We start from the raw sequence: 26,304 nt of genomic DNA, 5'->3' as shown, positions 1-26,304 counted from the left end.
GACGGCCCTCGGGGCCCGGCCCGTAACGTCATCCGCAGAGCAATTCCCGCCCGTGTGCCCGAGTGGTTGAGGGAACCGCCTGCAAAGCGGTTTACGCCGGTTCGATTCCGGTCATGGGCTCTGTTCTCGCAGTGCAGCGTCCCGCTGCGTGCGCCTCGAATTCCTCCGGGAACGTGGCGAGCGCACTCAGCAGCAGTCGCGCCGCGGCGTGCGTGGCCGCGTCGTCGACGCGGACCGCGGACTGCGTGGACCACCGCACCACGGCGTCGAAGGCGCCGGGTGCCGAGAGGTCGTCGAGTGCCGCCGCCATCTGCGCCACCCTGCCGCGGCAGCGGGGCGCGGCCAGCCGCAGCAGCCGGTTCGTCTCCGCGACCCCGCAGTGCCCTGCGGGCAGCACGGCGATCACCCGCGCGCCCTCGCCCTGCGGCTCCCAGCGCGCCTCCAGCGCGCGGTGGGCCGGCAGCCAGACGCCGGTGACCCCGCCCAACAGCACCGCCCGCGCGGCGCGCGCGTCCTCCCCGCGCAGCAGCGCCCGCACCGGCGTGCCGACGGCCGTCTCCACGACCTGCGGCAGACCGCTACCGGTGTGGACGGTGCACAGCACGCTGCCGGGCGCCTCCGGCGTCCCGATCGCCCGGAACCACGCCGCGCCGTAACGCGCGATCAGCGCGATCTGCCCGAGCGCCTCCGCGGACACGGCCAACGGCCGTGCGGACGAGGAGCGACGCAGCACCGTGTCGAGGTGCCCCAGCCCCTCCTCCACGAGCCGGGGCGCGCGGCGCAGCACGGTCTCGTTGTTGTGACAGGTCGGATCCCCGTCACCACTGATCACCAGCACCCGGCTCGCCGGCCGACCGAGCTCCGCGGCGAGCTCGGTGAGACCGGCGTCGCCGAGCAGTCCACGCAGATCCGCGGGGACGGGCGGCGGCCCCTGCACGGCATCCTGCGCGAGCAACCGGGGAAGGGTCAGCCGGTGGACGGCTGTCGTGGACACGGGCCCACTACTTCTTCCGCGCGACCACGACGGTGCCGGCCTTCGGCGAGAGCCTCCGCAGAGGGGCTTCGCCCGGACGCTTGCTTGCTGCGGTGAGGATCATGTCGTTCTCCCGTCGTCGTGCCTACGGGATCAAAGGTGCGGCCCCGTCATGAGAGGGCGATGAACGGAGAGTCCGTTTTGCCCTAAAGAGCAGGCTGCACTGAGGTCACACCGCAGCGTCGTCCGGTTGGATCGGGAGGCGGGTGACCGGCATGCCCGTCGCCGCGCGCACCGCGGCGGCGATCGCCGCCGGGGCGACGACCGCTGGGGCCGCGCCGACGGCCTTCGCGCCGAAGGGGGCGACGACGTCGCGGTCCTCGATCAGGGCCGCGACGCGGATGTCGGGGGCGTCCAACGCAGTTGGCAGGCGGTAGCCGACGAAGGAGGGGGCGAGGACGTGGCCGTCGGTGACGGTCATGTCCTCCATCAGGGCGAGGCCGAGGCCCTGCGTGACGCCGGCCTCGATGCGGGCCTCGATCTGGCGCGGGTTGAGGGCGCGGCCCACGTCCTGGGCCGCGGTGACCTCGACGACCCGCACGGTGCCGAGGTCGATGTCCACGTCCACGACCGCGCGCAGCGCGCAGAAGCCGAGGCCGACGAAGGCGTCGCCCTGGCCGGTCTCGGGATCCAGCGGCTCGGTCGGGTGGGGGCGGCACTGCGCCGTGGCCCACAGGTCCTTGCCCTCCAGTGCCTCCAGCACCGGCATGCCGAGCACGCCGTCGTACGACGTGATCCGGCCGTCCTTGATGCTGAGCAGCTCCGGCGACATCGCGAAGCGCGCCGCCAGCGGCTGCAGCAGCTGCTGGCGGACCATCAGCGCGGCGCGCTCGATCGCGCCGCCCGCGACCCACGTCTGCCGGCCGCGCGCCGACGGGCCGGCGGCCGGCTGGTCGGTGTCGACGGGGGCGATGTAGACGTCCTCGACGCCGAGGATCTCCTGGACGATCTGCTTGGCCAGCGTGGCGAAGCCGGTGCCCGGGTCGACGGCGGCGCAGATGACGGAGGCCTGCGAGCCGGTGACCCGCACCGAGGCCGTGGCGACCTCGTCCGCGCCCTCGATGCCGAGCATCGGGACCATCCCGACGGCGTAGCCGATGCCGCGGCGGACCGCGGCCGGGTCGCCCGCGCAGCCGGGGCCCTCGGGGAGCAGCCACTCGGCGTCCGGCTGGTCGACGGGGAGCGGCGGCAGCGGCTCCTCCGCGACGGCGTCGAGCAGCTCGCGCACGGGGGCGGGGCAGGTGACGGCCTGTCCGGTGGGCAGCAGGTCGCCGGTCGTCATGACGTTGCGGCGGCGCAGCTCCAGCGGGCTCAGGTCGAGGGCCGCCGCGAGGCGGTCCAGCTGGGACTCGTAGGCGAAGCAGGTCTGCAGCGCGCCCTCGCCGCGCATCCGGCCCGACGGCGGGTTGTTGGTGCGCACCGCCCAGGCGTCGACGAAGACGTGCGGGACGACGTAGGGGCCGGCGGACATCGCGGCCGCCCTGGCCAGCACCTCGCTGGAGACGTCCGCGTAGGCGCCGCCGTCCAGCAGGATCTGCGCCTCGACCTTGACCAGGCGGCCCTCGGCGTCGGCGTGGTGGCGATAGCGCAGCAGCGCGGGGTGGCGGTGCGGGTGGGTGAGGAAGGACTCCTCACGGGTCAGCACCATCTTGACCGGGTGGCCGGTACGGGCGGCGAGCAGCGCCAGCGTCGCCTGGAAGCCCAGGTCGTCGCGGTCGGAGGTGGCGCCGGGGATGCCGCTGACGACGAGCCGGACCCGGTCCGGCTCGATGCCGAGGCAGGAGGCGATCCGGTCCCGGTCGTTGTGCGGGTCGGTCGTGGCGACGTGGAGTTCGACGCCGCCGTCCGGACGCGGCACGGCCAGCCCGGCCTCCGCGCCGATGGGCGCCGGGTCCTGACGGCCCACCTGGTACATGCCCTCGACGACGACCTCGCCGACGACCTCCGGGTCGCCGAAACGGATCGGAAGCTGGCGGAAGACGTTGCCGTCCGGGTGCAGCGGCGGGGCTTGGAAGGCCTGGTCGGGGTCGGTGAGTGCGGGCAGCGGCTCCCACTCGACCAGGATCGAGGCGGCGGCCAGCCGGGCGGTGTCCGGGTGGTCGGCGGCGACGGCCGCGAAGGGCTCGCCGTGGTGGCGCACCACGCCGGCGGCGAGGATCGGCCGGTCGGCGAGGTAGGGGCCGGTGGGCGCGCCGTTCGGCGTCCCGTCCGGGCCGGGCGGCAGGTCGTCGGCGGTCAGCACGGCGTAGACGCCGGGGAGAGCGAGTGCGGGCCGGGTGTCGACGGAGACGATGCGCGCGTGCGCGTAGGGCGAGCGGGCGAGCGCGCCCCACAGCAGGCCCTCCGCCCACAGGTCGGCGGCGTAGGGGTAGACGCCCATCGCCTTCGTGGGCGCGTCCTCGCGCAGGGCGGACACGCCGATCCCGGAGCGCTGCGCCCGGATCGCCGCGGCGGCCTCCGTGCCCGGCGTGGAGGCGGGCGCGGGCGCGGTGGCCGTCGCGGTCAGCAGCCCTCCCAGGGCCGCGCCGGTGGCGCTGCCGGGGGCGCCCTCGCGCACGGTGGCGAGGTTGGTCAGCGTCGTCTCGCCCGAGCCCGGGTTTCCGGTGGTGTCGGTCGAGTCGGAGGGGGTGGTCACGAACCGGACTCCTGGCCGTGCTGGTGGGGCAGGACGTACACACCGGTCGCCGGGTCGAGCCCACCGGGCACCCCGGTCGCACCGTCGTAGGGCAGGTCGGCCGGCACGCCCGCGTCGACGCCGCCGTGGTCGGCGAGAGTGCCGACATGGAACGAGCCCGTGGTGTCGGCGGGCACCGAGAGCGTGCCCACGTGGAAGGACCCGGTGACGTCGGTCGGGAGCCCGGCGGCGCTGGTCGCCGCGCCGCCGAAGGAGGTCGGGGCCGTCGCGGTGGTGGCCGTGGCCGTCGCGGTCGCCGCGGTCGAGGCGGGGGCCTCGGCCAGCCGCCGCGCGGCCGCCTGGGCCCGCATGCCGGCCCCGAGGCCGGCGCCCAGCCCCGCGGCCAGCCGCAGCTCGCCGGTCTGGGTCAGCGCCTCCGCCTGCCCGGCCTGGCCGCCCTGTTCGGGCACGCTCGGCATCGGGTACTCGCCGGTGGCGTACTCCTGGTGCGCGTAGTCCGCACCGGCTCCGGCGTAGTCGACGACCGGGAACCGGCCCGTCGCGAACTGGTCGCTGGCGAACTGCCCGGTGTCGAACTGGCCTGTGGCGTACTCGCCGACGTGGAACTCGCCGGTCGGGTACGGGCCCGTGCCGTAGTCGGGGTGGTACTCCCCCGCGCCCGGATCCCGCGGGCCGACCGCCTCGCCGGCGGCGCCGTCCGACTGGGTAGGGAAGCGCCCGCCGAACGGGCCGCCCGGATAGGGGCCCTCCCCCGGCGACGGCTCGTGCGGCTGCTCGTACGGCTGGTCGTAGGTGCCGGTGGCGTACCCCTGCTGCGGATAGCTCTCCTGCTGCGGGTAGCCGGGCGTCTCGTAGCTCTCGTAACCCCCGTGCTGCGGCGGCACGTCGACGTAGACGGGCAGCTCCGCGTCCACGTCGTAGCCGTCGTCGGCGATCGCGTCCGCGCCGTCGAGGGCGTCGTAGTCGTACGGGTCGACGTGCTCGGCCTGGGCCGGGACGAGCTGCTCGGCCGGAGCGGTCGCCTCGATCACGCCGTCGCCGAAGAACGGGGTCGGGGCGACGTCGTCGTCCGACGACTCCTCGACGTCCGCGCGGGCCGCGGCGACGGCCTGGACGGCGGCGAGCGCGCCCCGGTAGCCGGTGCAGCGGCAGAGGTTGCCGCACAGCGCCTGACGGGACTCCAGCTCGCTGGGGTGGTGGTTGCGCTCCAGCAGGTCGTGCACGGCCATCGCCAGGCCGGGCGCGCAGTAGCCGCACTGCACCGCGCCGCTCTCGGCCAGCGCCTGCTGCACGTCGGAGGGCACGCCCTCCTCGGCCAGGCCCTCGACGGTGCGGACCTCGACGCCCTCCGCGAGCGCGGCCGGGACCAGGCAGGCGGCGGTCAGCTGGCCGTCCACCTGCACCGAGCAGGCGCCGCACTCGCCCTGCTCGCAACCGCCCTTGGCACCCGCGAGGCCGAGCCGCTCGCGCAGCACGTAGAGCAGGCTCTCGCCGATCCACGCGTCGGCGACCGGGCGCTCCACGCCGTTGACGCGCAGGGTGTAGGAGGTGCGCGGTGAGTCGTCCGCGCCGAACCCCTGTGGGGAAGTCAGAAAGTCCGTCACTTCAGCGCCCTCCCGAGTGCGCGGCGGGCCAGTACGGACACGGTACGCCGGAGCCGTGCCGCCGTGGGTGCGGCATCCGTTCTAGCAGCTCCGCCCTCGGTCCCGGCGTCGGGTACGCACGCGGAGGCGACGTACTCGCCGAACGCCTGCGCCACCCCCGGGTCGACGGTACGCTCCCCGTCCCAGTCGATGCAGCCGGCCACCCACTGCTCGGCCTCCAGCGGCCGCAGCGGGACCGGCGCGACCGCGCCGACCGCGCAGCGCACGGCGCGGCGGGCCGGGTCCAGCACCAGCGAGACGGAGGCGACGGCGCGGGAGGGGCCGGTGCGACCGCCGGCCTTGAGGAAGACCTGGGGCGCGTGCAGCAGCGGAACTCGGACATATGCCAGCAACTCGCCCGAACGCAACGGGTCCAGGCCGGTCAGCAGGTGACTGACCGCCACCTCCCGGCCACCCTCCGGACCCACCAGCGTCACCGTGGCCTCCAGCGCGGCCAGCACCGGCAGGGTGTCGCCGGCCGGGTGGGCGCTGACGATGTTGCCGCCGAGCGTGCCGACGTTGCGCACCTGCGGCGGGCCGACGGTCGCGGCGGCCTCGGCGAGCGCGGGGATCAGTGCGGCGAAGTCCGGGCGGGCCATGCGGGCGTGGGTGAGCCCGGCGCCGAGCAGCGCCGCGCCGTCCTGGTACTGCCAGCCCCTGAGTTCGGTGACCCGACCCAACCCCAGCAGCGCCATCGGGCGCAGCAGCCCGGCGTTGACCGCCCCCATCAGGTCGGTCCCGCCCGCGACCGGCACCGCGCCAGGCGACTCCGCCATGGCGCTGACGGCCTCGTCCAGCGAGGCCGGGAGCATGATCGTCTGGTTCACTCGTGTCCCACCGTGCTCGGGCTGCTCACACCGCCACCCTCCTGGCCGTACGGTACGTGGAAACGCACCTGCCGCGCACCCTCCTGTTTGTGGCGTGGAAGCACAACCATTGCACACGGGATGTGAAGACCCGGGCGGGGGCCCGGATGTGACAACTGCCCCTTTTGCGCGGAAGGTCAGGGTCGTCCGTCGACCGGCCGGCCCAGCACCCCGGGACGGCGCTGCCAGGGACGGGGCCCGTCGGGGTGCCGGTACTCCACGCCCATGGCGTCGAGGCGGGCGTAGTGGGCCGTCATGCGCTCCGCGAAGCCGGCGTAGTCCCGCGCCTCGGGATCCTGCGGCAGGTCCGACCAGGCCACCTCGGCGAACGCGGCGAGCCGCGGGAAGGCGTGGTAGTCGACGGACCGGACATCGTCCATGAACTCCGTCCAGACGTTCGCCTGAGTGCCGATCACGTGCCGGGCGGCCGCCTCGTCCTGACGCAGCTCCGGCGGCAGCGGCTCGTAGCGGTAGACGTCCTCCAGCGTCCGTACGTACCCGACCGGGATCGGCTCCTCCGCCAGCGCGGACTCCCGGTGGTCGAGGTACACGTGCTGCTCGGGACACATCACGACGTCATGCCCTGCCCGCGCCGCCGCGATTCCGCCCTCGTACCCCCGCCACGAGGAGACCGCGGCACCGGGGGCCAACCCGCCCTCCAGGATCTCGTCCCACCCGATCAGGCGACGGCCGCGCGCCGCGAGCCAGCGGTCGAAGTGGCGAATGAACCAGCTCTGCAGCCCGTCCTCGTCGGCCAGGCCCAGCTCCTTGATCCGCGCCTGCGCGGACGCGCTCGCGCGCCACTGGTCCTTGGGGCACTCGTCCCCGCCGAGGTGGACGAAGGCGGACGGGAAGAGCTCCAGCACCTCCTCCAGGACGTGCTCGTAGAAGCGCAGCGTGCCGTCCTCGACGTTCAGCACGTTCGGGTTGACGCCCCAGTCCGTGAAGGTGGCCAGCGCGGCGGTGTCGACGACGTCGTGGTTGCCGAGCTCGGGGTACGCGGCGATCGCGGCCTGGGAGTGGCCGGGGATGTCGATCTCGGGGACGACGGTGATGTGCCGGGCCGCGGCGTAAGCGACGATCTCGCGCAGGTCGTCCTGGGTGTAGTAGCCGCCGTGCGGGCGGTCGTCGCGGCGGCCGCCGTCGCGGAAGCCGACCATGGAGCGCTCGCGCCAGGAGCCGGTCTCGGTGAGCCGGGGGTAGCGGCGGATCTCCACGCGCCAGCCCTGGTCGTCGGTCAGGTGCAGGTGCAGCACGTTGAGCTTGTGGGCGGCGATGAGGTCGACGTAGCGCAGCACGTCCGCCTTGGGCAGGAAGTGCCGGGCGACGTCCAGCAGCATGCCGCGCCAGCCGAAGCGCGGCGCGTCCTCGACGGTGACGTGCGGCAGCGCCCAGCCGTCCGTCCGGACCGCGCCGCGGCGGTACGCGTCAGGACCGAGCAGTTGGCGCAGCGTCTGCGCGCCCCAGAACAGACCGGCTGCGCTGCCGCCGCTCAGCCTGACCCCGCCCGCGTCCACCACCAGGCGGTAGCCCTCCGCCGCGAGGCTGCCGTCGAGGTCGAGCCGGATGCCGCCGGAGCCGGGCGGCAGCGGCAGGCCGGCGGCGGCGCCCAGCTCGGCGCGGAGCCAGGCGGCGACGGACTCGGCGCCCGGGCCGCCGTCGAGCGCGGTGGTGGCGGTGAGGGGGAACGTTCCGGCGGGCCGGGCGAGGGACAACGGCGCGGGGATGAGGTCCATGGCCTCATCCTGCCCCGCCGCCCCCAGGAAGGACTAGACCATTGCCGGCCGCGTCGGAGATCGACGAGGGAGGGTTACTTGCCCTTGCCCTTGTCGTCGTCCCCGCCGTCCATGCCCTCCCAGATCTCCTTGCACAGGGGACAGACGGGGTACTTCTTCGGGTCCCGGCTGGGCACCCACACCTTGCCGCAGAGCGCGACCACGGGCGTGCCGTTCAGCGCGCTCTCCATGATCTTGTTCTTGTCGGCATAGTGCGCGAAGCGCTCGTGGTCGCCGTCGCCATGGGAGGTCTGCGGGACCTCCTCGATCAGGGTGCCGGTTCCGGTCGCGCGCTCGGGCTCAAGGGTGCTCATGCCGGCCAAGTCTAGTTCGGGGCGGTGCGGAACCGTCCAGCCCCGCTCACACGGTCGCATCAGTTCAGGCTCGGGTCGTCCGCGTACGTCGCCACCAGGGCCAGCTCGCCGCGCTGCCGGCGCAGCACCGCCCGCCACAGCCGCTCCGGCGCCGGGGCCGAGACGTCGCCGGGCTCGGAGTCCACCACGAACCAGGCGCCCTCCTTCAGCTCGTCCTCCAGCTGACCCGGCGCCCACCCCGCGTAGCCGGCGAAGACCCGCAGCGCGCCGAGCTCCCCCGCCAGCAGCTCCGGCGGCGCCTCCAGGTCCACCAGGCCGATCGCGCCGTGCACCCGGCGCCAGCCCAGCACCTCCTCCTCGCCCTGCTCCCCCGGGACGACCGCCAGCGCCAGCGCGGAGTCCAGCCCCACCGGACCGCCCTGGAAGATCACCGGCGGCTCCCCGGCGAAGTCGGCCCACGGCTCCAGCACCGCGCCGACCTCGACCGGCGTCGGCCGGTTCAGCACGACGCCGAGCGAGCCCTCCGCGTCGTGGTCCAGCAGCAGGATCACCACGCGGTCGAAATTGGGATCGGTCATGGCCGGCGTGGCCACGAGCAGACGTCCGGTGAACGAGACGGGCTCCGTCATGCCAGACATGATCCCGCACCAGGCCCGCCGACGGCATTCGAACGCGCAGGTACGCCTGCCACTCGCCGTCCCCGGCCGGTTTGGCGTGACCTTGCCCACAGGGTCCAACCCCCGAACTCCCGCCCGGCCAGGGACGAAGCGAAACGGGGGCGGTCAGGAACCGTGGACACGACCATTACCATCTCTCAGGATGCGTGCACCCTTGCGCATCTTGACCATCCGACTCCACCGACCTCCCCAGGATCGCGAGAACATGACCGACGACGTCCTGATCGTCCACGGCGGAACGCCGCTGGAGGGTGAGATCCGTGTCCGCGGCGCGAAGAACCTCGTGCCCAAGGCCATGGTGGCGGCCCTGCTGGGTCACGAACCGAGCCGACTGCGCAACGTCCCGGACATCCGCGACGTCAAGGTCGTCCGCGGCCTGCTGCAGCTCCACGGCGTCACCGTGCGCGCCGGCGAGGAGGAGGGCGAGCTGGTGCTCGACCCGACCTACGTCGAGAGCGCCAACGTCGCCGACATCGACGCGCACGCGGGCAGCTCGCGGATCCCGATCCTGTTCTGCGGCCCCCTGCTGCACCGGCTCGGCCACGCCTTCATCCCCGGCCTCGGCGGCTGCGACATCGGCGGTCGCCCGGTCGACTTCCACTTCGACGTGCTGCGCCAGTTCGGCGCGGTCATCGAGAAGCACCCGCAGGGCACCGTGCTGAACGCGCCGCAGCGGCTGCGCGGCTGCAAGATCGAGCTCCCGTACCCCTCGGTGGGCGCGACCGAGCAGGTCCTGCTGACCGCGGTGCTGGCGGAGGGCGTCACCGAGCTGCGCAACGCGGCCATCGAGCCGGAGATCGTCGACCTCATCTGCGTGCTGCAGAAGATGGGCGCGATCATCTCCATGGGCACCGACCGCACCATCCTGATCACCGGCGTGGACCGCCTCGGCGGCTACAACCACCGGGCCATCCCGGACCGCCTGGAGGCGGCCTCCTGGGCGTGCGCGGCGCTGGCGACGCAGGGTGACATCTACGTGCGCGGTGCCCGCCAGCTGGAGATGATGACCTTCCTGAACACCTTCCGGAAGGTCGGCGGCGCCTTCTCGGTCGACGACGAGGGCATCCGCTTCTGGCACCCCGGCGGCGAGCTCAAGGCCATCGCGCTGGAGACCGACGTCCACCCCGGCTTCCAGACCGACTGGCAGCAGCCGCTGGTCGTCGCCCTGACGCAGGCCTCCGGCCTCTCCATCGTCCACGAGACGGTCTACGAGTCCCGCCTGGGCTTCACCTCCGCGCTGAACCAGATGGGCGCGCACATCCAGCTCTACCGCGAGTGCCTCGGCGGCACGCCGTGCCGCTTCGGCCAGCGCAACTTCCTGCACTCCGCGGTGGTCTCCGGCCCGTCCAAGCTCCAGGGCGCCGAGCTGGTCATCCCGGACCTCCGCGGCGGCTTCTCCTACCTGATCGCCGCGCTGGCGGCCCAGGGCACCTCGCAGGTCCACGGCATCGACCTGATCAACCGCGGCTACGAGAACTTCATGGACAAGCTCCGCGCCCTCGGCGCCCAGATCGAGCTGCCGGCTGCCTAGGCACTACGTCCGTGTGAACACGTGCATACGCCCGGCGGGGACGAAACCCCGCCGGGCGTACCAGTGCTGGGGCCAGTCGGCGGGGTCGGCGACGAGGAAGAAGAGCTCCGCGTCCGCCGCGTGGTGGAGAGCCGTGGCGAGGACGGTCGTGGCGTGGCCCTGGCGGAGATGGGTCTCCGCCGTGACGAGATCCTCCAATTGGGCTAGGCCCGACACCCGGTCGTAGTAGAGGTCACCCCAGGCGGCGACGGCGCCGGCTTCGTCGCGGGCGGCGAGGAAGTGGACCTCCGGCGCGCCGCGCAGACGCGCGGCACGGCGGTCGACGAGGTGACGGAGCGTCTCCTCGTCGGCGTCCGGCATCCAGCCGCGCATCCGGCCCGTGAGGGGCGTGCGCAGGTCGTCGACGGTCACCCGCACCGCACGCGCCGCAGGGGCGGGACGCGGGCCCTGGTGGACCATCACCACGTGGACCCGGTGGTCGTATCCGGCCGCCGCCAGCGCCGGCGCGCAGTCCTCCCCCACCGCCTCCGACAGCACGGTGATCTGCGGCCGCTGGAAGGCCGCCAGCAGGGACGGATCGGTCTCTCCCTCGACGACCAGCTGGTTGTGCTCGTGCGAGCGCGCGTAGGCGTCGTCGCGGACCGCGAAGCCGCCCGGGAAGTCGGTCGTCCCGGCGGCCTGTCGGCGGGCGAACGCGGACAGGAACGACACGATCCGGTGATCGATCTCGGCGGATGACATCCGCTCAGTAAAGCAAGAGCCGACCGCCCCGCGGGTAGCGGAACGGCCGGCTCTGCCATGCGTTGTGCACGCCAGGGGCTCACTTGCCCTTGGCGGACTCCTTCAGCTTCGAGCCCGCGGAGACCTTGACGCTGTAGCCGGCCGGGATCTGGATCGGGTCGCCGGTCTGCGGGTTGCGGGCGGTCCGAGCCGCACGGTGGGTGCGCTCGAAGGTCAGGAAGCCGGGGATGGTGACCTTCTCGTCGCCCTTGGCGACGACGTCGCCGACGATCTCGGCGAAGGCCGAAAGGACGGCGTCGGCGTCCTTGCGGGTCACCTCGGCGCGCTCGGAGAGCGCGGCCACCAGCTCGCTGCGGTTCATGTGTACTCCATTGTGGTCTGTCGCGTTGCGATCCTCGGCTGCCCCGGAGGACCGCCGCCTCGGCTGCCGAGCCGAGCCATCGAGCAGCCTGCGCTGGCTGCGATGGCGACCCGGCAGACGATAGGGGCTGTGCCTGAGCACGAATCCTGCCCCCATAGCCGCCGGGAAAGCGAATCCGGCACCCGCGAGAGTCACACGAACAGCAGCACGCTCCCGCGTGCGCTTATGGGACTCCCGCCGGTCACTCTAGGCGGACGTTTCCCGAAGTGTCGTAAACGACGCGCCGGGGCACACCGTATCGGTTGCGGTCGGGTGGCCCCAAACGCAGGTCAGCGCCGGGGTGCGCGCTGCTCCACCAGGGTCGGGTGAACGCTCGCGGAACGCTCAGTCCTGCAGGTGCGGGAAGGAACCCGTCTCGCCGGTGGAACCCGTCGTCACCTGCGCCGTACCGGCCGCCACGGCGGCCTCGCGGACCGCCGCGGCGACGGTCTTGGCCACGTCGGCGTGGAAGACGGAGGGGATGATGTAGTTGGCGTTGCGCTCCTCCGCACCCACCGTCGCGGCCAGCGCCCGCGACGCGGCCAGCATCATCTCGGTGTTGACGGTGCGGCTCTGCGCGTCGAGCAGGCCGCGGAAGACACCCGGGAAGACCAGCACGTTGTTGATCTGGTTGGGGAAGTCGCTGCGGCCGGTGGCGACCACCGCGGCGGTCTGCCGGGCGACGGCCGGGTCGACCTCGGGGTCCGGGTTGGCCAGCGCGAAGACGATGGCGTCCTCGGCCATGGCGGCGATGTCCTCGCCGTCCAGGACGTTGGGGGCGGAGACGCCGATGAAGACGTCGGCGCCGCGCACGGCCTCCTTGAGCGAGCCGGTGCGGTTGCTGCGGTTGGTGTTCTCGGCGATCCAGCGCAGCGACTCGTTCAGGTCGTCGCGGCCCAGGTGGACGACGCCCTTCACGTCCGCGACGGTGGCGTGCCGCACGCCCGCGGCCATCAGCAGCCGCAGGATCGCGGTGCCGGCCGCGCCCGCGCCGGACATGACGACGCGGACGTCGCCGATGTGCTTGCCGACGACCTCCAGCGCGTTCATCAGCGCGGCGAGGACGACGATGGCGGTGCCGTGCTGGTCGTCGTGGAAGACGGGGATGTCGAGGGCCTCGCGCAGGCGCGCCTCGATCTCGAAGCAGCGCGGCGCGGAGATGTCCTCCAGGTTGATGCCGGCGAAGCCGGGCGCGATCGCCTTGACGATGGCGACGATCTCGTCGGTGTCCTGGGTGTCCAGGCAGAGCGGCCAGGCGTCGATGCCGGCGAAGCGCTTGAACAGGGCCGCCTTGCCCTCCATGACCGGCAGCGCGGCCTTGGGGCCGATGTTGCCCAGGCCCAGCACCGCGGAGCCGTCGGTGACCACGGCGACGCTGTTGCGCTTGATGGTGAGGCGGCGGGCGTCCTCGGGGTTCTCGGCGATCGCCATGCAGACGCGGGCGACACCCGGGGTGTAGATCATCGAGAGGTCGTCACGGTTGCGGATCGGCAGCTTGGAGGACATCTCGATCTTGCCGCCGAGGTGCATCAGGAAGGTCCGGTCGGAGACCTTGCCGATGCTGATGCCCTCGATGGTGCGCAGCTTCTCGACGATCTCCTCGGCGTGGGCCACCGACACGGCCGCGATGGTGACGTCGATGCGCAGCGACTCCATGCCGGAGGCGGTGACGTCGAGACCGGTGACGGTGCCGCCGGCGGACTCCACCGAGGTGGTGATCTGGCTCACTGCGTTGCCGCGGGCCGGGACCTCCAGGCGCACCGTGATCGAGTTGGAGACACTGGGAACCGCCGTCATCGACGTTGCCTTCTTCCTGTACCGCACGCTGTGCTTCACCAACATGGAGTCGCTCTGATCGTCGCACCTACTTGTCGGTAGGCGGAAATATAGTTCCACAGCGGACTTCCTCGGCCGGGGGGAATGCGTTCCAGGAGGCGTTTGTTACTCTGGCTGTGCGACACCGGCTCGATCCAAGCCCCCGGGCCCAACCTTCGTCCCTCAGAGGGACCACTTGCCGCGAGGCGAGCATGGCGGGTCGGTGTCGTACTAGACGGAGCATCAAGTGAGGCTCCCCACCGCACCGGTGGGGAGCCTCTCTCGTCTGGCGCCGCGTCAGCCGTGCAGCAGCGCCGGGACGCCCGCGGAGTCGGGCAGGTCCAGCGGACCGCTCAGCACGGTGAGCCGCTGCGTGGCGCGCGTCAGCGCGACGTAGAGGACGCGCAGGCCCGCCTCCGACTCCCCCGCGATCCCCGACGGGTCGGCGACCACGGTGGCGTCGTACTCCAGGCCCTTGGCCTCCAGGCTGCCGAGCGCGACCGCGCGCTCGCCGAGGCCCGCGATCCAGCCGCGCGCCTCCTCGCGCCGGTCCATCGGCACGACGATGCCGACCGTGCCCTCGACCTCGTCCAGCAGCCGTCGCACCTCCGCGCGGGCGGCCGCGCCCAGCTCCCCCTCGGCCGCGACGGCGGCGAAGCGCGGCTCGACGCCGGTCGAACGCACCGCCACCGGCGGCTCCGTCCCCGGCGCGGCCTGGGCCAGGATCCGCGAGGCGACCTCGGCGATCTCGGCCGGGTTGCGGTAGTTGGTGGTCAGCGTGAACCGCCGGCGCGGCTTCCCGGCCAGCGTCTCGTCCATCGCGGCCTGCGCCTCGGCCGGGTCGATCCACGAGGACTGCGCCGGGTCGCCGACGATGGTCCAGGTGGCGTTCCGGGCGCGGCGGCCCACCATGCGCCACTGCATCGGGGTCAGGTCCTGGGCCTCGTCCACGATGACGTGCGCGTAGTCGCGCCGCTCGGCGGCGGCCGCGGCGCTGCGCTGCTCCTGCTCGCGGCGCTGGCGGTCGCCGAAGGTGGTGACCTCGTCCAGGCCGGTCAGCAGGTCCATCGGGTCGACCTCGCGCACCCGCGGCTTGTACGGCTCGCCGAGCAGCGTCTGCAGCTCGTCGAGAAGCGCCACGTCGGCGACGGAGACCCCGCCGCGGCCCCGGCGGTCCAGGTGCCGCCACGAGTCGGAGAGCATCCGCAGCTCGGCGCGGCTGAACGCGCCGCGGGCCAGACCGCCGAGCCGGCGCTGGTCGGCGAGGACGGCGAGCACCCGGCGCGGGGTGACCGCGGGCCACCAGGCGTCCAGGAAGTCGAGGAACACGTCCTCGTCGGCCACGTACTCGTCGAAGCTCTCCCGCTGGCGGGCCTGCTCCTCGCGCTCGTAGCGGTCGGCGGGCGCCGGACGGCCGCGCTGCAGCCGGGTCCAGAGCGCGTCCAGCAACATCCGGCGGGCGCGCGGACGCAGCAGGTTGACGGGCGTGGTGCCGCCCAGCACCGTGCGGCGAAGGTTGCGCAGCGCGTCCGCGTCCAGCCGCAGCACCTCGCCCTGAGCGACGACGCGCAACTGCGAGGGGGTGTCCGGGCCGTCCAGGCCGGCCCGGGCCGCGCGGCGCAGCAGCGGCAGCATCCGCGAGGAGCCCTTGATCCGGGCCGTCTCGGGGGTGTCGTAGCGGTCGGCGTCCTCGCCGTCGAGCAGGCCGCCGATGGCACGGATGGCGACCTGGCCCTCCTCGCCCAGCGCGGGCAGCACGCCCTCGGTGTAGGAGACGAGCAGCGCGGTCGGGCTGACCACGAGGATGCCGCCCGCGTAGCGGCGGCGGTCGTGGTAGAGCAGGTAGGCGGCGCGGTGCAGGGCGACGGCGGTCTTGCCGGTGCCGGGACCGCCGGTGACCAGCGTGGCGCCGGCGGCCTGGGCCCGGATGACCTCGTCCTGCTCCTGCTGGATGGAGGAGACGATGTCGCGCATCGAGTGGCCGCGGGCCCGCCCGAGCGTCGCCATCAGCGCGCCGTCGCCGACGACGGCGATCGGCTCGCCGGAGAGGCGCGGCTCCAGGTCGGGGCGGAGCAGGTCGTCCTCGACGCCGAGCACCTTGCGGCCGCGCGAGCGGATCACCCGGCGGCGCAGCACGCGTCCCGGCTGGCGCGGGGTGGCCCGGTAGAACGGCGCGGCGGCGGGCGCGCGCCAGTCGATGACCAGCGGGCCATACTCGGCGTCGAGCACGCCCATCCGGCCGACGTGCAGGGTCTCGGCGATGTTCGGGTCGGCGGGGTCGAGCGGGGTCTGCGAGGGGAAGCCGTCCTCCTCCGGACGGTCCGGCTGCTGCAGGTCGATCCGGCCGAAGAGGAAGTCCTCGAACTCGTTGGTGAGCCGCTGCAGGTGGCGTCCGGCCTGGTAGACCTGCGCGTCGCGCTCGGCCAGCGCGCCGGGGGTGCCGGCGTGGGACTTGCTGTTGGCGTCGTCGAGCAGGAACTCCGCCTCGGCGAGCTTCTCGCCGAGGCGCCGGTAGACCGTGTCGAGGTGTGCCTGCTCCACCGCGATCTCGCGGTCGATCAGTGACTCGTCGGCTCTGTGATCGGACGGACGGGTGGGCGAGGCCAAGAGTTCCCCTCGGGTGAAACGTGGGCTGGTGCGGCTCCCTCCCGGAAAAGGGAACTGTTGATCCTACGCCCTGGACCCCCTCTCAGTGGAGGCGGACGTCGCCTGTCGACGCCTGCGGCGCGAGGAAAGTCAGCAGGTCGGCGGCCTCGGCCTCGATCGCGGCGCGCTCGGCGGCCGACCGGGGGCCGAAGAGCTCGACGTCGAGGACGGCCGGCTCGCCCTTGCGCCCGGGCCGGGCGAAGGACCAGGTCCCACCGACGCGGCCGTCGAGCAGCAGCGCGGGCCGATAGCCGTTGTTGTTGGCGAACAGCCGCACCCGCGCCTCCTCGTCCAGCACCCGGGCCCGGTTCTCGTGCCCGATCAGCACGTTGTCGTAGTCCGGCAGGAAGCGCGGCGGCGCCGGGGTGTCCGGGTCGGGACGCGGCGCGTCGGGCAGGTCGAACAGCTCGCGGCCGGTGGTCGCGTCGGCGAAGACGGCGAGGCGGGGCCGCAGCCGCTCGAAGACCTCGGCGAGCCGGGTCACCCCGCACCAGTGCTGCATGTCCGCCACGCTCGCGGGCCCGAAGGCGGCCAGGTAGCGCAGCACCAGCGCCTCGACGGCGGCCGCGTCCGGCACCCGCTGCGGGCGGCCGAGCCAGGCCTCGACGGTGGTCAGCGTCGCCGCCTGGCTGCGCCCCCACTCCCCGCGCGGGGTCACCTGCACCAGGGACAACTTGTAGCGGACGGCCGTGCTGAGCGCGCTCGGCTCGTAGCCCGGGTAGCGCTCGGCCAGCACCTTGCCGAGCGCGGCGGGGGTGCGCGGCGTCTCCTCCAGCAGCGTGCGTCCCGCCTCCCACAGCTGCTCGGGCTCGATGCCGGCGAGCTGCTTGCGGAAGACGACCTGCTCCCCGAACGGCGTCGCCTCGTGCACCCTCTGGCAGAAGGCGCGCAGCAGCAGGGCGTCCTCGACGTCGTGCAGGTGGATCGTCCCGCGCAGCGTGGACAGGCGCACCGTCTCGCGGGCGGCCAGCAGGGCCGACGCCGACGCCGCGTCGAAACCGTCGGCGCGGGACCAGAGGGCGGTGTAGGGATTCTGCGGGATCTGGGACTGCATCCCGACGAGGTGCCGGACCAGCTCCAGCGGCGCGCGCCGCTCGCGGGCCAGCAGGACCTGACGTGCCATCAAGGCCCGGCTGAGGGCACGGTCGTCGAGCTTGCGAATCCCCATGGAACCACCCTACTCACAATGCCAGTAGTTGACAGTGAACTAGTTTCAATGCAACTATCAATCCATGGACACCACGACTGGCAAGGTTCGCTCCGCACCGGTCATCGGCGGTGGTATCGCCGGCCCCGTCACCGCGATGGCCCTCCAGCGGGCAGGCATCGAGGCGACGATCTACGAGGCGTACGACGGCCCCGCCGAGAACGTCGGCGGGGGCATGGGCCTCGCCCCCAACGGCTTCCAGGCCTTCGACGCGATCGGCGTCGGCGACGCGGTCCGCGCGGTCAGCACCGCGACGAGCGGCCTCGTCCTGCACAGCTGGAACGGCAAGAAGCTGGCCGAGTTCGGCACCCTGCCCGGCATCGACCCGACCCGCTTCGTGATGCGCGCCGAGCTGTTCGGCGCCCTGCGCCAGGCCGCCGAGGAGCGCGGGGTCCCCACCGTCTACGGCAAGCGCATCGTGCGGGCGACCGAGGACGCGGACGGCGTCACCGCCCACTTCGAGGACGGCACCACCGCCACCGCGGACGTGCTGATCGGCGCCGACGGCGTGCGGTCCACGGTCCGCCGGCTGATCGACCCGAACGCCCCCGAGCCCCAGTTCGCCGGCACCGCCGGCTTCGGCGCCATGGTCACCGTCGCCGACGTGTCGCCCACCAAGGGGTGGATGCACATGACCTTCGGCAAGCGCTGCTTCTTCGCCTGGCAGGTCTTCGACGACGGCACCGGCATCTGGTTCGTCAACCTCCCCGTCCCGCAGGCGCTCTCCGTGGGCGAGCAGCGCGAGCGCGGCGCCGCCTACTGGATCGAGCACCTGCGTCAGCTCTGCTCCGAGGACGACACCCCGGCCGAGCAGATGCTGGCCGCCACCGACCCGAAGACGATGCTCTTCGCGGGCAGCACGGAGAACATGTCGCCGGACGTCACCTGGAGCCGGGGGCGCATGGTTCTCACCGGCGACGCCGCGCACGCGCCCTCCTCCAGCTCCGGCCAGGGCGCCTCGCTGGCCGCCGAGAGCGCGGTCGAGCTCGCCCGCTGCCTGCGGGACCTGCCGCTGCCGCAGGCGCTCGCCCGCTACGAGGAGCTGCGCCGCCCGCGGGTCGAGAAGATCATCAAGGAGACAGCCCGGACCAACGCCCGCAAGGCGGCTGGCCCGGTCGCCCGGGTGATCCGCGACGCGCTGCTGCCGATCATGTTCAAGCTGGCGAAGCCCGAGAGCCGTCTCTGGCAGTTCCGCTACCCGATCGACTTCGACGCCCCCGTGGCCTGACGGTGCGGTTGCGGGACGCACGCGTTCCGGGGTTGGGTGAACGGCATGACAGGCGACCAACCCGTCCTCTATCTCCTCGGAACCGGCGCGCAACCCGTGCTGACCGTCACCACCGCAGTCGAGCAGGCGCAGGCCGACGGCTGGCGGGTCTGCCTCGGGCTGACCCCCACCGCGGCGCGCTGGCTCCACCCCTACCTCCCCGGCCTGGAGGCGCTCACGGGCGCCCCCGTCCGCTCGCACTACAAGCTCCCGGGCCAGGACGACGTCTGGCCGAGCGCCGACGTCGTCCTGCTCGCCCCGGCCACGTTCAACTCGATCAACCGCTGGGCTCTCGGCCTCACCGACTCGTTCGTGATCGGCTACGCCTCCGAGGCCCTCGGCCGCGGCATCCCGACCGTCACCCTCCCCTGCGTCAACTCCGCCCTCGCGGCGCATCCGCAGTACGCCCGCTCCCTGGAGACCCTCCAGCTCGCCGGCGCCCGCGTCGTCCTCCCGGGCACCACCACCGCCCCGGGCCAGGACGGCACCCCGGGCTTCGACTGGAACCTGGCCCTCCGCGAGGCGAACGCAGCACGCACTCCGGCCCTGTGAACGCGAAAGAGCCGCCTGGCAGGCCAGGCGGCTCTTTGTGCACATGGTGGTGGAGGTGGCGGGAATCGAACCCGCGTCCTGTGGTGCGGAACCAGAGCTTCTCCGAGCGCAGTCTGCTGTGCTTTTCTCGGCCCCGGCAGTCACGCAGACAAGCTATCGACGGGCCCAGTCACTGTTTGGTTTTCCGCACGACCCCGTGACCGGGTCGAACGGTGGAGTCCCCTAAATTATGCCAGGATCCGGGACGGGGACGCGCCCGGTCTGACACCTTCGAGGCTCGCTCAGACGGCGAGCGCGAAGGACTCGCGCTTAGAATTGGCGATTATTTTTTTGCGACACATGGTTAACGAGATCATTGCCGCGTTCCTCGGCTCGCTTCCTCTGCCTCGACATCCCCAGTCGAAACCGATCACCCCCATGTGGGGTGTGCTGTTCAGTTGTCAAGGCCTCTTCGAGGCCGCTCGCGGATGGTGGGGACCACCCTGAGCAGGCTCCATAGTACGGCCACGCCGAGGCGGTGGTCCACTTCTTTAACCCTGGCGTCGCCGGGCGGCCGCCAGCGCACGAGCCGTCTCGCGGGTGTCCTGCTTCTCCCGCAGGGTCTGCCTCTTGTCGTGGAGCTTCTTGCCCTGGGCCAGCGCGAGGTTGATCTTCGCGCGGCCGTCCTTGAAGTAGATGGAGAGCGGGACCAGGGTGTAGCCCGTCTCCTTCAGCTTCTGCTCCAGCTTGTGGATCTCCCACCTGTGCAGCAGCAGCTTGCGCTTGCGGCGTGCCGCGTGGTTGGTCCAGGTGCCCTGCGCGTACTCCATGATGTGCACGTTGTGCAGCCAGACCTCGCCGCCGCTCACCTCGGCGAAGCCGTCGACGAGCGAGGCGCGGCCCTGGCGCAGGGACTTCACCTCGGTGCCCATGAGCACCATGCCGCACTCGTACTCGTCGATGATGTTGTAGTCGTGCCGCGCCTTCTTGTTGGAGGCGATGAGCTTGTTGCGCGGGTCGTCTTTCTTCTTCGCCATAGTGCCGGACATTCTCGCACTTCGGCCGACCCGTCGGCACGGCCTTATCGGCGCCCGCTACTGCCCGTCGCCGCCGGTGAGGTCGTCCAGGACGGTCAGCGCCGTGGTCTCCGCCTGCTGCGGGCTGTCGCCCGGCGGGACCACGATGTCCGGCTGGATGCCCTGGCCCTCGGGGGAGGCGCCGGAGGGCGTGAGGTAGTGGCCGACGGTGTGCTCCTGCACCACGCCGTCCGTCAGCGCCTGCGGCTCCTGCACCGCGCCCTTCCCGAAGGTGGGCTGCCCGACGACGACCGCGCGCCCGCGGTCGTGCAGCGCGCCCGTCACCAACTCGGCCGCGCTCATGGTGCCGCCGTCGACGAGCACCACCAGCGGCGTCGTGACGTCCCCGTTCGGGGCGGCCTGCAGCACCTGTTCGGGGCCGTCGCCCTCCGGGCGGTAGCGGGCGACCGGGCCGCCGTCGAGGAAGACCGAGGCGGTGGCCACCGCCTCGGCCACCAGACCGCCGGAGTTGCCGCGCAGGTCGAGCAGGATCCCGCGGCCGCCGCCGGCCGGGTGCAGCCGCGCCTGGTGGACGGCGGCCTGCACCTGCTCGGAGACGCCGACGGTGAAGGCGTCCATGCTGATCCGGGTCACCCCGGCCTCGGGATGGTCGACGCGCACGCCGTCCTCGTCGAGGACGGCCCGCCGCAGCGCCACCGTCCATTGCTGTGCGCCGCGTTGGAGCAGCAACGTCACCGCCGAGCCGACCCGCCCCGCGGCGCCGCCGCGCAGCAGCGCGACGACCTGGGTGACCGGGCGGCCGTCGACCTCGGTGCCGTCGACGGCGCTGAGCCGGTCGCCGGCCTGGAGGTGCGCGAGGGCGGCGGGACTGTCGGGCAGCGTGCGTGTGACGGTCACCACACCTTGCGGCGATCGCGCCAACCACAGCCCGACACCGACGTAGTGGCCGTCGAGTTCCTGGCTGTAGGCGGCGAACTGCTGGGCCGTGTAGTCGGCCGTCCAGCGGTCGCCGACGGCGTCGCCGACGCCGCTGTGGCGCGGCGCGGAAGCGCTGACGGCGCCACCTTCGCTGCCCCAGGCGCCCGTTCCGGCGCCCACCGCGCAGACAGCGGCGAAGAGCAGCGCCAGCGCGAGCTGGACGCGGATCGCGCGGCGGCTTGGGGACATGGCAGAACAGTTTAGGGGCGACAGCCCGTCACACCAGCCCCCACTCGACGAAAGGCCCCGGAAGCAGTAGTGCTTCCGGGGCCTTTGACGTCGTGCGATCAACGCATCGTCAGACCTTCAGGTACTTCTGCAGGGTCAACACGGCCGCCAGCGCGGACATGCCGACACCGATGACCACCAGCAGCGGCATCACCGAGATCACCGGACCCCAGCCGATAAAGCTGATCAGGGTGATCTGCTTCTTCAGCACCATGTCGATCAGCACGTACTTGCCGACCGCGATCATGCCGGAGGCCAGCACCGCGCCGACCGCGGCGGCGAAGGCCGCCTCCGCGATGAACGGCATCTGCACATAGAAGTTGGAGGCGCCGACCAGTCGCATGATCCCGGTTTCGCGCTTCCGGCTGAACGCGGAGACGCGGACCGTGTTGACGATCAGCAACAGCGTCACGCCGAACATGATGACCATGATGGCGAGGGCCACCCACTGGGCCGTGTTCATCAGGTTGAACAGCGGCTTGAGCACGGCGCTCTGGTCGTCGACCTTGGCCACGCCGGGTTGTCCCTCGACCTGGCTGGCGACTTCCTGGTACAGCGCCGGGTTGGTCAGCTTGACGCGCAGCGAGTTGTTGAAGGAGCTGGCGGTGACGTACGGAGCCAACGGCGAGTCGGGGAACTGCTTCTTGAAGTTCACGACCGCCTGGTCGGGCGTCTCCGTGTAGACCTTCTGCACCAGCGGGTTCTTGTCCAGCTGGCCGTGCACGGTGTCGATCTGCGCCTGGGTGGCCTCACCCGAGGCGCAGTTGGGGGTGGTCTTGACGTCCTTCTGGTCGCTCTTGTTGCAGAAGTAGATCGACACCTCGACCTTGTCGCCCCAGTACCCCTTCATCTGGTTGACCTGGGAGTTCAGCAACATGGCCGCACCGACCAGGGAGAGCGACAGGGCGACGCTCACGATCACGGCGATGGTCATCGTCAGATTGCGTCGGAGACCGATCCAGATCTCCGCCATGACGAATTGGGCTCGCATTGATATGTCCTAACTCAGTGCTGGTAGCCGTAGACGCCGCGGGACTGGTCGCGGACCAGGTGCCCCTGGTCCAGCTCTATGACGCGCTTGCGCATCTGGTCGACGATGGCCTGGTCGTGCGTGGCCATCAGCACGGTGGTGCCGGTCCGGTTGATCCGGTCCAGCAGCTTCATGATGCCGACGGAGTTCTGCGGGTCGAGGTTACCGGTGGGCTCGTCCGCGATCAGGAGCATGGGGCGGTTCACGAACGCGCGGGCGATGGCCACACGCTGCTGCTCACCACCGGACAGCTCTCCTGGCATGCGGTCCTGCTTGCCGGCGAGGCCGACCAGCTCGAGCACCTCGGGCACCACCTTCTTGATGGTCCCGCGGGGCTTGCCGATCACCTCGAGCGCGAAGGCCACGTTCTGGCCGACGGTCTTGTTGGGCAGCAGGCGGAAGTCCTGGAAGACGGTCCCCAGCTGACGCCGCATGTGCGGCACCTTCCAGTTGGAGAGCTTGGCCAGGTCCTTGCCGAGGACGTGAACCTCGCCCGTACTCGGACGCTCCTCGCGGAGGATCAGGCGCAGGAAGGTCGACTTGCCGGAGCCGGAGGATCCGACCAGGAAGACGAACTCACCCTTCTCGATCTCCAGCGAGACGTTGTCCAGCGCCGGACGGTTCTGCTTGGGATAGGTCTTGGTTACGTTGTCGAATCTGATCACGGCTGCATCACGGTGGGCCAGTGTAGGCGGACAGGGCTTGGCCGACCTTACGCGAAGCCCACACACGCCCGCAGGTTTGAGCCTGGAATCGTGGGGGAGTTCACGGACAGTAATGGGCAAACCGGGACAAGGGGCAGCCGGAACGCGCGTGACGTGGCACAGTGGAGGGAACCCACCCCGTGGGTTGCTGCGTTGTGCACATCAGAGGAGGAGATCGCGATGACGCTCGACCGCCTGGTGTGCGCCAACTGCTCGGGTCCCGTCAGCGAGGGGCGCTGCCCCACCTGCCGGGCCAGCCGGGCACGCATGATGGAACAGCAGGGGTTCTTCGCCTCTCTGTCCCCCGCGACGCTGATCGCGCTGCTGGCCGCGCTGATCGCCTGCGTGGTCATAGCACGCCACGCCTTCGCCTGAGGCGCCCACAGCAAGCACGAGGGCCCGGGTCCGATCAACTGATCGGACCCGGGCCCTTTTCGTCACTCAGCGTGACTCAATGCTTACGGCTGCTCGCCGCCCGCGGCCCGAAGCGGAAGACGACCCCGCCCAGCACGAAGGTGAGCCCGCCCGCGAGAATCATCGGGGTGCTGCTGGAGCTCCCGGTCTCGGCCAGCTGGGTCCGACCCGGCGGCGGTGAGGACGGCATACCCCCGTCGCCCCCCGCGCCGGACGGCGAGGCCGAGGCGCTGACGCTCGCGCCCGCCGAGGCGGATGCGGATCCGCTCGCGCTGCCGGAGGCCGACGCGGACGCCGACCCCGACGTCGAGGTGGACGGCACGGCCGAGGGGCTCGTGCTCGCCGAGCCCGAGGCGCTCTGCGAGGGAGACGCGCTCCCGGAGCCGTCGCCTCCGCTGCTGTTGTCGCCGCCGTCGCCGCCCCCGAGGAGCCCGACGCTCACGCTGACCCCCGGGGTGGAGCTGTCTCCGGAGCCGTTGTCGTACGCGGTGCCCGGAACGACCGACGAGTCGCCCGGTCCGTCGACGACCTTCGCGCTCGCCACACCCGCCACCGTCAAGCCGGCGCCCGCCAGTGCCAACGCGACACCGGCGATGCGTATGCCGCTGCCCTTTCTGCGGTGTCCCCGTGCCACACCCGCCCCTTCCGTTCTGCCCCCACTCAGGTCCGGGCCAGCATGGTGCGGCAAGGGCCCGGCGGTCAACTTCCGACCACCGGGCCCTCACTGATGCCACGAAGCGTGTTCCGCCGCTTACGCCTCGGCCTTCTCCTGGGCCTTGCGCCAACAGATGCCGGCCTCGATGCTGCGCCGATTGTTCACCTCAGCCGGCATCTACGCCTCTGCCTTCTCCTGGGCCTTGCGCCAGCGGATGCCGGCCTCGATGAAGCCGTCCAGATCGCCGTCGAGCACGGCCTGCGGGCTGCCCACCTCGTACTCGGTGCGCAGGTCCTTGACCATCTGGTAGGGGTGCAGCACGTACGAGCGCATCTGGTTGCCCCAGGAGCTGCCGCCGTCCTTGAGCGCGTCCATCGCGGCGCGCTCCTCCAGGCGGCGCCGCTCCAGCAGCTTGGCCTGGAGGACGTTCATCGCCGAGGCCTTGTTCTGGATCTGCGAGCGCTCGTTCTGGCAGGAGACCACGATGCCGGTCGGCAGGTGCGTGATGCGCACCGCGGAGTCGGTCGTGTTGACACCCTGTCCGCCCGGGCCGGAGGAGCGGTAGACGTCGATGCGCAGCTCCTTCTCGTCGATGTCCACGTGGTCGCTGGACTCGACGACCGGCAGCACCTCGACACCGGCGAAGGAGGTCTGACGACGGCCCTGGTTGTCGAAGGGCGAGATGCGCACCAGGCGGTGCGTGCCCTGCTCGACCGAGAGGGTGCCGTAGGCGTAGGGGGCCTTGACGGCGAAGGTCGCCGACTTGATGCCGGCCTCCTCCGCGTAGGAGGTGTCGTAGACCTCGGTCGGGTAGCCGTGGCGCTCGGCCCAGCGCAGGTACATGCGCATCAGCTGCTCGGCGAAGTCGGCGGCGTCGATGCCGCCCGCCTCGGCGCGGATGTTGACCAGCGCCTCACGCGCGTCGTACTCGCCGGACAGGAGGGTACGGACCTCCATCTCCTGCACGGACTTGCGCACGGAGTCCAGCTCGGTCTCGGCCTCGCTGCGCGCGTCGGCGTCGCCCTCCGCCTCGGCCAGCTCGAACAGGACCCCGAGGTCGTCGATCCGGCTGTGCAGGGTCTCGATCTTGCGCAGCTCACCCTGGAGGTAGGAGAGCCGGGAGGTGACCTTCTGGGCGTTGTCCACGTCGTCCCAGAGGGACGGTGCGGCGGCCTGCTCCTCGAAGACCGCGATGTCGGACCGGAGCCTGTCCAGGTCGACGACTGCCTCGATCGACTGCATGGTCGACTCGAGCGACTTGAGCTCTTCGGAAGGATCAATGGCTGCCACAGGCCAAGCCTAATGCAGCGAGCGAGCGGACAGGCGCGCGGCTACTTTCCGTGCGTGAACTGCAGGCCACCGGCCGGCGTCACCCGGAACAACGTGATGCCGCCGCCGTCGCCGTAGGCGCCCGGGCCGTAGGACGAGGCGGGGCCGGACGGCAGGGTGCCCTGGATCCAGCTGGCGCCCGAGGCGCTCGCCGCGTAGCCGGGGCCGGTGGAGAAGACGTAGATCTCGCCGGTGGGGAGCTGGACCGCCTCGGGCCGGGTCGGACCGGAGACGCCGCTCACCGAGCGGTAGGTGTGCCACAGGCCGTCCGCCAGCTGCGTGTGCTGGACCGTTCCCGCCGCGGCGGCGACGAACGCGTCGACCTTGCCGCCGTTCGCCGCGGCGAGCCCAGGGTCGCCGGCGACCTGGCCGACCGTGGAGACCGCGGCCCACGCGGTCCACGCGCCGCCCGTGTAGGACGTGGTCGCGAGGTCGTTGCCGATCCGGGCGACCAGATCGATCCGGTCCCCGGTGGCGACGGCGGCCGGCGGGGAGTCGACATGGGTGCGGCCGTCGAGCTGACTCCACGGCGTCCACGCGCCACCGCTGTAGTCGCGTTGGTAGATCAGGCCGTCGGTGCCGGTGGCGAAGAGCCGCAGCACACCGCCGGGCAGCACGACCGGCGCGGGCTCGCCGCTCACGTGTATCCCGGTGAGCTTGCCCCAGGGCCCGAACGAGCCGCCGGTGCGGGTGAGGTAGCGGATCGCACCGGTCGCGTCCGTGCCGAAGACGTAGGCGGTGCCGCCCATCCGGATCGCCCGGACGCCGCTGACCAGCGGCGCGGGGACGGCGGGGGCATCGGTCCAGGACGCCCAGACGGGCAGGTGCGCCGCGCCCGCGGCCGGCGC

22 protein-coding genes, 1 tRNA gene, 1 other RNA gene and 1 pseudogene are annotated in these 26,304 nt (G+C 72.1%); 6 read left to right on the top strand and 19 right to left on the bottom strand.

Annotated features, from left to right (window positions below):
* The first annotated feature begins 48 nt into the window (after nucleotides 1-48).
* Nucleotides 49-120 (top strand) — tRNA-Cys (locus tag DN069_RS29875).
* Here the strand turns inward: DN069_RS29875 and DN069_RS29870 are convergent.
* The 7 genes and pseudogenes from DN069_RS29870 to DN069_RS29840 form a co-directional block, all read right to left on the bottom strand.
* Nucleotides 92-994 carry a hypothetical protein gene (locus DN069_RS29870; RefSeq protein WP_133260079.1) on the bottom strand — a complete coding sequence of 301 codons (903 nt, stop codon included), beginning with the start codon at nucleotides 992-994 and terminating at the stop codon, nucleotides 92-94. The two genes, DN069_RS29875 and DN069_RS29870, sit on opposite strands and share 29 nt — an antisense overlap.
* A 208-nt stretch (nucleotides 995-1,202) precedes the next feature.
* A complete protein-coding gene (locus tag DN069_RS29865) occupies nucleotides 1,203-3,542 on the bottom strand; it encodes a xanthine dehydrogenase family protein molybdopterin-binding subunit (RefSeq protein WP_424556341.1) in 2,340 nt (779 codons plus the stop codon).
* Nucleotides 3,543-4,758: 1,216 nt separating this feature from the next.
* Nucleotides 4,759-5,233, bottom strand: a pseudogene (locus DN069_RS29860) ((2Fe-2S)-binding protein); the annotation flags it as partial.
* A 35-nt stretch (nucleotides 5,234-5,268) separates the two neighbouring features.
* Complete coding sequence (locus DN069_RS29855) at nucleotides 5,269-6,123, bottom strand: FAD binding domain-containing protein (protein ID WP_111506276.1); 855 nt, start codon at nucleotides 6,121-6,123, stop codon at nucleotides 5,269-5,271.
* A 191-nt stretch (nucleotides 6,124-6,314) separates the two neighbouring features.
* Complete coding sequence (locus tag DN069_RS29850) at nucleotides 6,315-7,913, bottom strand: beta-N-acetylhexosaminidase (protein ID WP_111506236.1); 1,599 nt, start codon at nucleotides 7,911-7,913, stop codon at nucleotides 6,315-6,317.
* Nucleotides 7,914-7,987: 74 nt separating this feature from the next.
* On the bottom strand, nucleotides 7,988-8,266 hold the full coding sequence (locus DN069_RS29845) for a DUF3039 domain-containing protein (protein WP_111506234.1): 279 nt from the start codon (nucleotides 8,264-8,266) through the stop codon (nucleotides 7,988-7,990).
* A gap of 59 nt (nucleotides 8,267-8,325) precedes the next feature.
* Nucleotides 8,326-8,904 (bottom strand): YqgE/AlgH family protein, encoded by a 579-nt coding sequence (locus DN069_RS29840; RefSeq protein WP_111506232.1) that lies wholly within the window; start codon nucleotides 8,902-8,904, stop codon nucleotides 8,326-8,328.
* Between the two features lie 244 nt (nucleotides 8,905-9,148).
* Between DN069_RS29840 and murA the strand changes: the two genes are divergently transcribed.
* Nucleotides 9,149-10,474 carry a UDP-N-acetylglucosamine 1-carboxyvinyltransferase gene (murA, locus tag DN069_RS29835; RefSeq protein ID WP_111506230.1) on the top strand — a complete coding sequence of 442 codons (1,326 nt, stop codon included), beginning with the start codon at nucleotides 9,149-9,151 and terminating at the stop codon, nucleotides 10,472-10,474.
* Between the two features lie 3 nt (nucleotides 10,475-10,477).
* Here the strand turns inward: murA and DN069_RS29830 are convergent, their stop codons facing one another.
* From DN069_RS29830 to DN069_RS29810, 5 genes are all read right to left on the bottom strand, one after another.
* On the bottom strand, nucleotides 10,478-11,215 hold the full coding sequence (locus tag DN069_RS29830) for a GNAT family N-acetyltransferase (RefSeq protein ID WP_111506228.1): 738 nt from the start codon (nucleotides 11,213-11,215) through the stop codon (nucleotides 10,478-10,480).
* Between the two features lie 79 nt (nucleotides 11,216-11,294).
* Entirely contained in the window at nucleotides 11,295-11,576 is a 282-nt protein-coding gene (locus DN069_RS29825) for an HU family DNA-binding protein (protein ID WP_111506226.1), read from the bottom strand.
* Nucleotides 11,577-11,960: 384 nt separating this feature from the next.
* A complete protein-coding gene (locus DN069_RS29820; RefSeq protein ID WP_111506224.1) occupies nucleotides 11,961-13,412 on the bottom strand; it encodes an NAD-dependent malic enzyme in 1,452 nt (483 codons plus the stop codon).
* Nucleotides 13,413-13,727: 315 nt separating this feature from the next.
* A complete protein-coding gene (locus tag DN069_RS29815) occupies nucleotides 13,728-16,037 on the bottom strand; it encodes a HelD family protein (RefSeq protein ID WP_243639908.1) in 2,310 nt (769 codons plus the stop codon).
* A gap of 82 nt (nucleotides 16,038-16,119) precedes the next feature.
* On the bottom strand, nucleotides 16,120-17,244 hold the full coding sequence (locus DN069_RS29810) for a winged helix DNA-binding domain-containing protein (RefSeq protein ID WP_111506222.1): 1,125 nt from the start codon (nucleotides 17,242-17,244) through the stop codon (nucleotides 16,120-16,122).
* A gap of 64 nt (nucleotides 17,245-17,308) precedes the next feature.
* Here DN069_RS29810 and DN069_RS29805 point away from each other — a divergent pair, with 64 nt between their 5' ends.
* Together DN069_RS29805 and DN069_RS29800 are read left to right on the top strand one after the other, a co-directional pair.
* Entirely contained in the window at nucleotides 17,309-18,511 is a 1,203-nt protein-coding gene (locus DN069_RS29805; protein ID WP_111506220.1) for an FAD-dependent oxidoreductase, read from the top strand.
* 45 nt (nucleotides 18,512-18,556) lie between these two features.
* On the top strand, nucleotides 18,557-19,102 hold the full coding sequence (locus DN069_RS29800) for a flavoprotein (protein ID WP_111506272.1): 546 nt from the start codon (nucleotides 18,557-18,559) through the stop codon (nucleotides 19,100-19,102).
* Nucleotides 19,103-19,149: 47 nt separating this feature from the next.
* Here the strand turns inward: DN069_RS29800 and ssrA are convergent.
* From ssrA to ftsE, 5 genes are all read right to left on the bottom strand, one after another.
* Nucleotides 19,150-19,519, bottom strand: a transfer-messenger RNA (tmRNA) gene (gene ssrA, locus DN069_RS29795).
* A gap of 113 nt (nucleotides 19,520-19,632) precedes the next feature.
* Complete coding sequence (gene smpB, locus DN069_RS29790) at nucleotides 19,633-20,118, bottom strand: SsrA-binding protein SmpB (protein ID WP_111506218.1); 486 nt, start codon at nucleotides 20,116-20,118, stop codon at nucleotides 19,633-19,635.
* A 57-nt stretch (nucleotides 20,119-20,175) separates the two neighbouring features.
* A complete protein-coding gene (locus DN069_RS29785; RefSeq protein WP_111506216.1) occupies nucleotides 20,176-21,285 on the bottom strand; it encodes a S41 family peptidase in 1,110 nt (369 codons plus the stop codon).
* Between the two features lie 109 nt (nucleotides 21,286-21,394).
* Nucleotides 21,395-22,315 carry a permease-like cell division protein FtsX gene (gene ftsX, locus DN069_RS29780; protein ID WP_111506215.1) on the bottom strand — a complete coding sequence of 307 codons (921 nt, stop codon included), beginning with the start codon at nucleotides 22,313-22,315 and terminating at the stop codon, nucleotides 21,395-21,397.
* Between the two features lie 14 nt (nucleotides 22,316-22,329).
* Nucleotides 22,330-23,019, bottom strand: coding sequence for a cell division ATP-binding protein FtsE (gene ftsE, locus DN069_RS29775; RefSeq protein ID WP_111506214.1), 690 nt, complete (start codon nucleotides 23,017-23,019; stop codon nucleotides 22,330-22,332).
* 219 nt (nucleotides 23,020-23,238) lie between these two features.
* On the opposite strand from ftsE, the gene DN069_RS29770 reads away from it, so the two are divergent.
* Nucleotides 23,239-23,433 carry a hypothetical protein gene (locus DN069_RS29770; protein WP_111506213.1) on the top strand — a complete coding sequence of 65 codons (195 nt, stop codon included), beginning with the start codon at nucleotides 23,239-23,241 and terminating at the stop codon, nucleotides 23,431-23,433.
* Nucleotides 23,434-23,600: 167 nt separating this feature from the next.
* Nucleotides 23,601-24,200 (top strand): hypothetical protein, encoded by a 600-nt coding sequence (locus DN069_RS40445; protein ID WP_165845700.1) that lies wholly within the window; start codon nucleotides 23,601-23,603, stop codon nucleotides 24,198-24,200.
* Between the two features lie 104 nt (nucleotides 24,201-24,304).
* Here DN069_RS40445 and prfB read toward each other — a convergent pair whose 3' ends face one another.
* Both prfB and DN069_RS40440 read right to left on the bottom strand, forming a co-directional pair.
* Nucleotides 24,305-25,417, bottom strand: coding sequence for a peptide chain release factor 2 (gene prfB, locus DN069_RS29760; protein WP_111506211.1), 1,113 nt, complete (start codon nucleotides 25,415-25,417; stop codon nucleotides 24,305-24,307).
* 41 nt (nucleotides 25,418-25,458) lie between these two features.
* The coding region (locus DN069_RS40440; RefSeq protein WP_481557187.1) for a DUF8189 domain-containing protein at nucleotides 25,459-26,304 on the bottom strand (846 nt) is incomplete at its 5' end.

Origin of the sequence: Streptacidiphilus pinicola, assembly GCF_003258295.1 — a bacterium.
Classification (GTDB): Bacteria; Actinomycetota; Actinomycetes; order Streptomycetales; family Streptomycetaceae; genus Streptacidiphilus; species Streptacidiphilus pinicola.
Note: the sequence above shows the minus strand (reverse complement) of the source record. Positions and strands in the feature narration are given on the sequence as shown.

Coding starts and splice junctions, on each gene's coding strand:
- DN069_RS29855 (WP_111506276.1), bottom strand. CDS start 6,123: ATGCTCCCGGCCTCGCTGGACGAGGCCGTCAGCGCCATGGCGGAGTCG.
- DN069_RS29850 (WP_111506236.1), bottom strand. CDS start 7,913: ATGGACCTCATCCCCGCGCCGTTGTCCCTCGCCCGGCCCGCCGGAACG.
- DN069_RS29845 (WP_111506234.1), bottom strand. CDS start 8,266: ATGAGCACCCTTGAGCCCGAGCGCGCGACCGGAACCGGCACCCTGATC.
- DN069_RS29840 (WP_111506232.1), bottom strand. CDS start 8,904: ATGTCTGGCATGACGGAGCCCGTCTCGTTCACCGGACGTCTGCTCGTG.
- murA (WP_111506230.1), top strand. CDS start 9,149: ATGACCGACGACGTCCTGATCGTCCACGGCGGAACGCCGCTGGAGGGT.
- DN069_RS29830 (WP_111506228.1), bottom strand. CDS start 11,215: ATGTCATCCGCCGAGATCGATCACCGGATCGTGTCGTTCCTGTCCGCG.
- DN069_RS29825 (WP_111506226.1), bottom strand. CDS start 11,576: ATGAACCGCAGCGAGCTGGTGGCCGCGCTCTCCGAGCGCGCCGAGGTG.
- DN069_RS29820 (WP_111506224.1), bottom strand. CDS start 13,412: ATGACGGCGGTTCCCAGTGTCTCCAACTCGATCACGGTGCGCCTGGAG.
- DN069_RS29810 (WP_111506222.1), bottom strand. CDS start 17,244: ATGGGGATTCGCAAGCTCGACGACCGTGCCCTCAGCCGGGCCTTGATG.
- DN069_RS29805 (WP_111506220.1), top strand. CDS start 17,309: ATGGACACCACGACTGGCAAGGTTCGCTCCGCACCGGTCATCGGCGGT.
- DN069_RS29800 (WP_111506272.1), top strand. CDS start 18,557: ATGACAGGCGACCAACCCGTCCTCTATCTCCTCGGAACCGGCGCGCAA.
- smpB (WP_111506218.1), bottom strand. CDS start 20,118: ATGGCGAAGAAGAAAGACGACCCGCGCAACAAGCTCATCGCCTCCAAC.
- DN069_RS29785 (WP_111506216.1), bottom strand. CDS start 21,285: ATGTCCCCAAGCCGCCGCGCGATCCGCGTCCAGCTCGCGCTGGCGCTG.
- ftsX (WP_111506215.1), bottom strand. CDS start 22,315: ATGCGAGCCCAATTCGTCATGGCGGAGATCTGGATCGGTCTCCGACGC.
- DN069_RS29770 (WP_111506213.1), top strand. CDS start 23,239: ATGACGCTCGACCGCCTGGTGTGCGCCAACTGCTCGGGTCCCGTCAGC.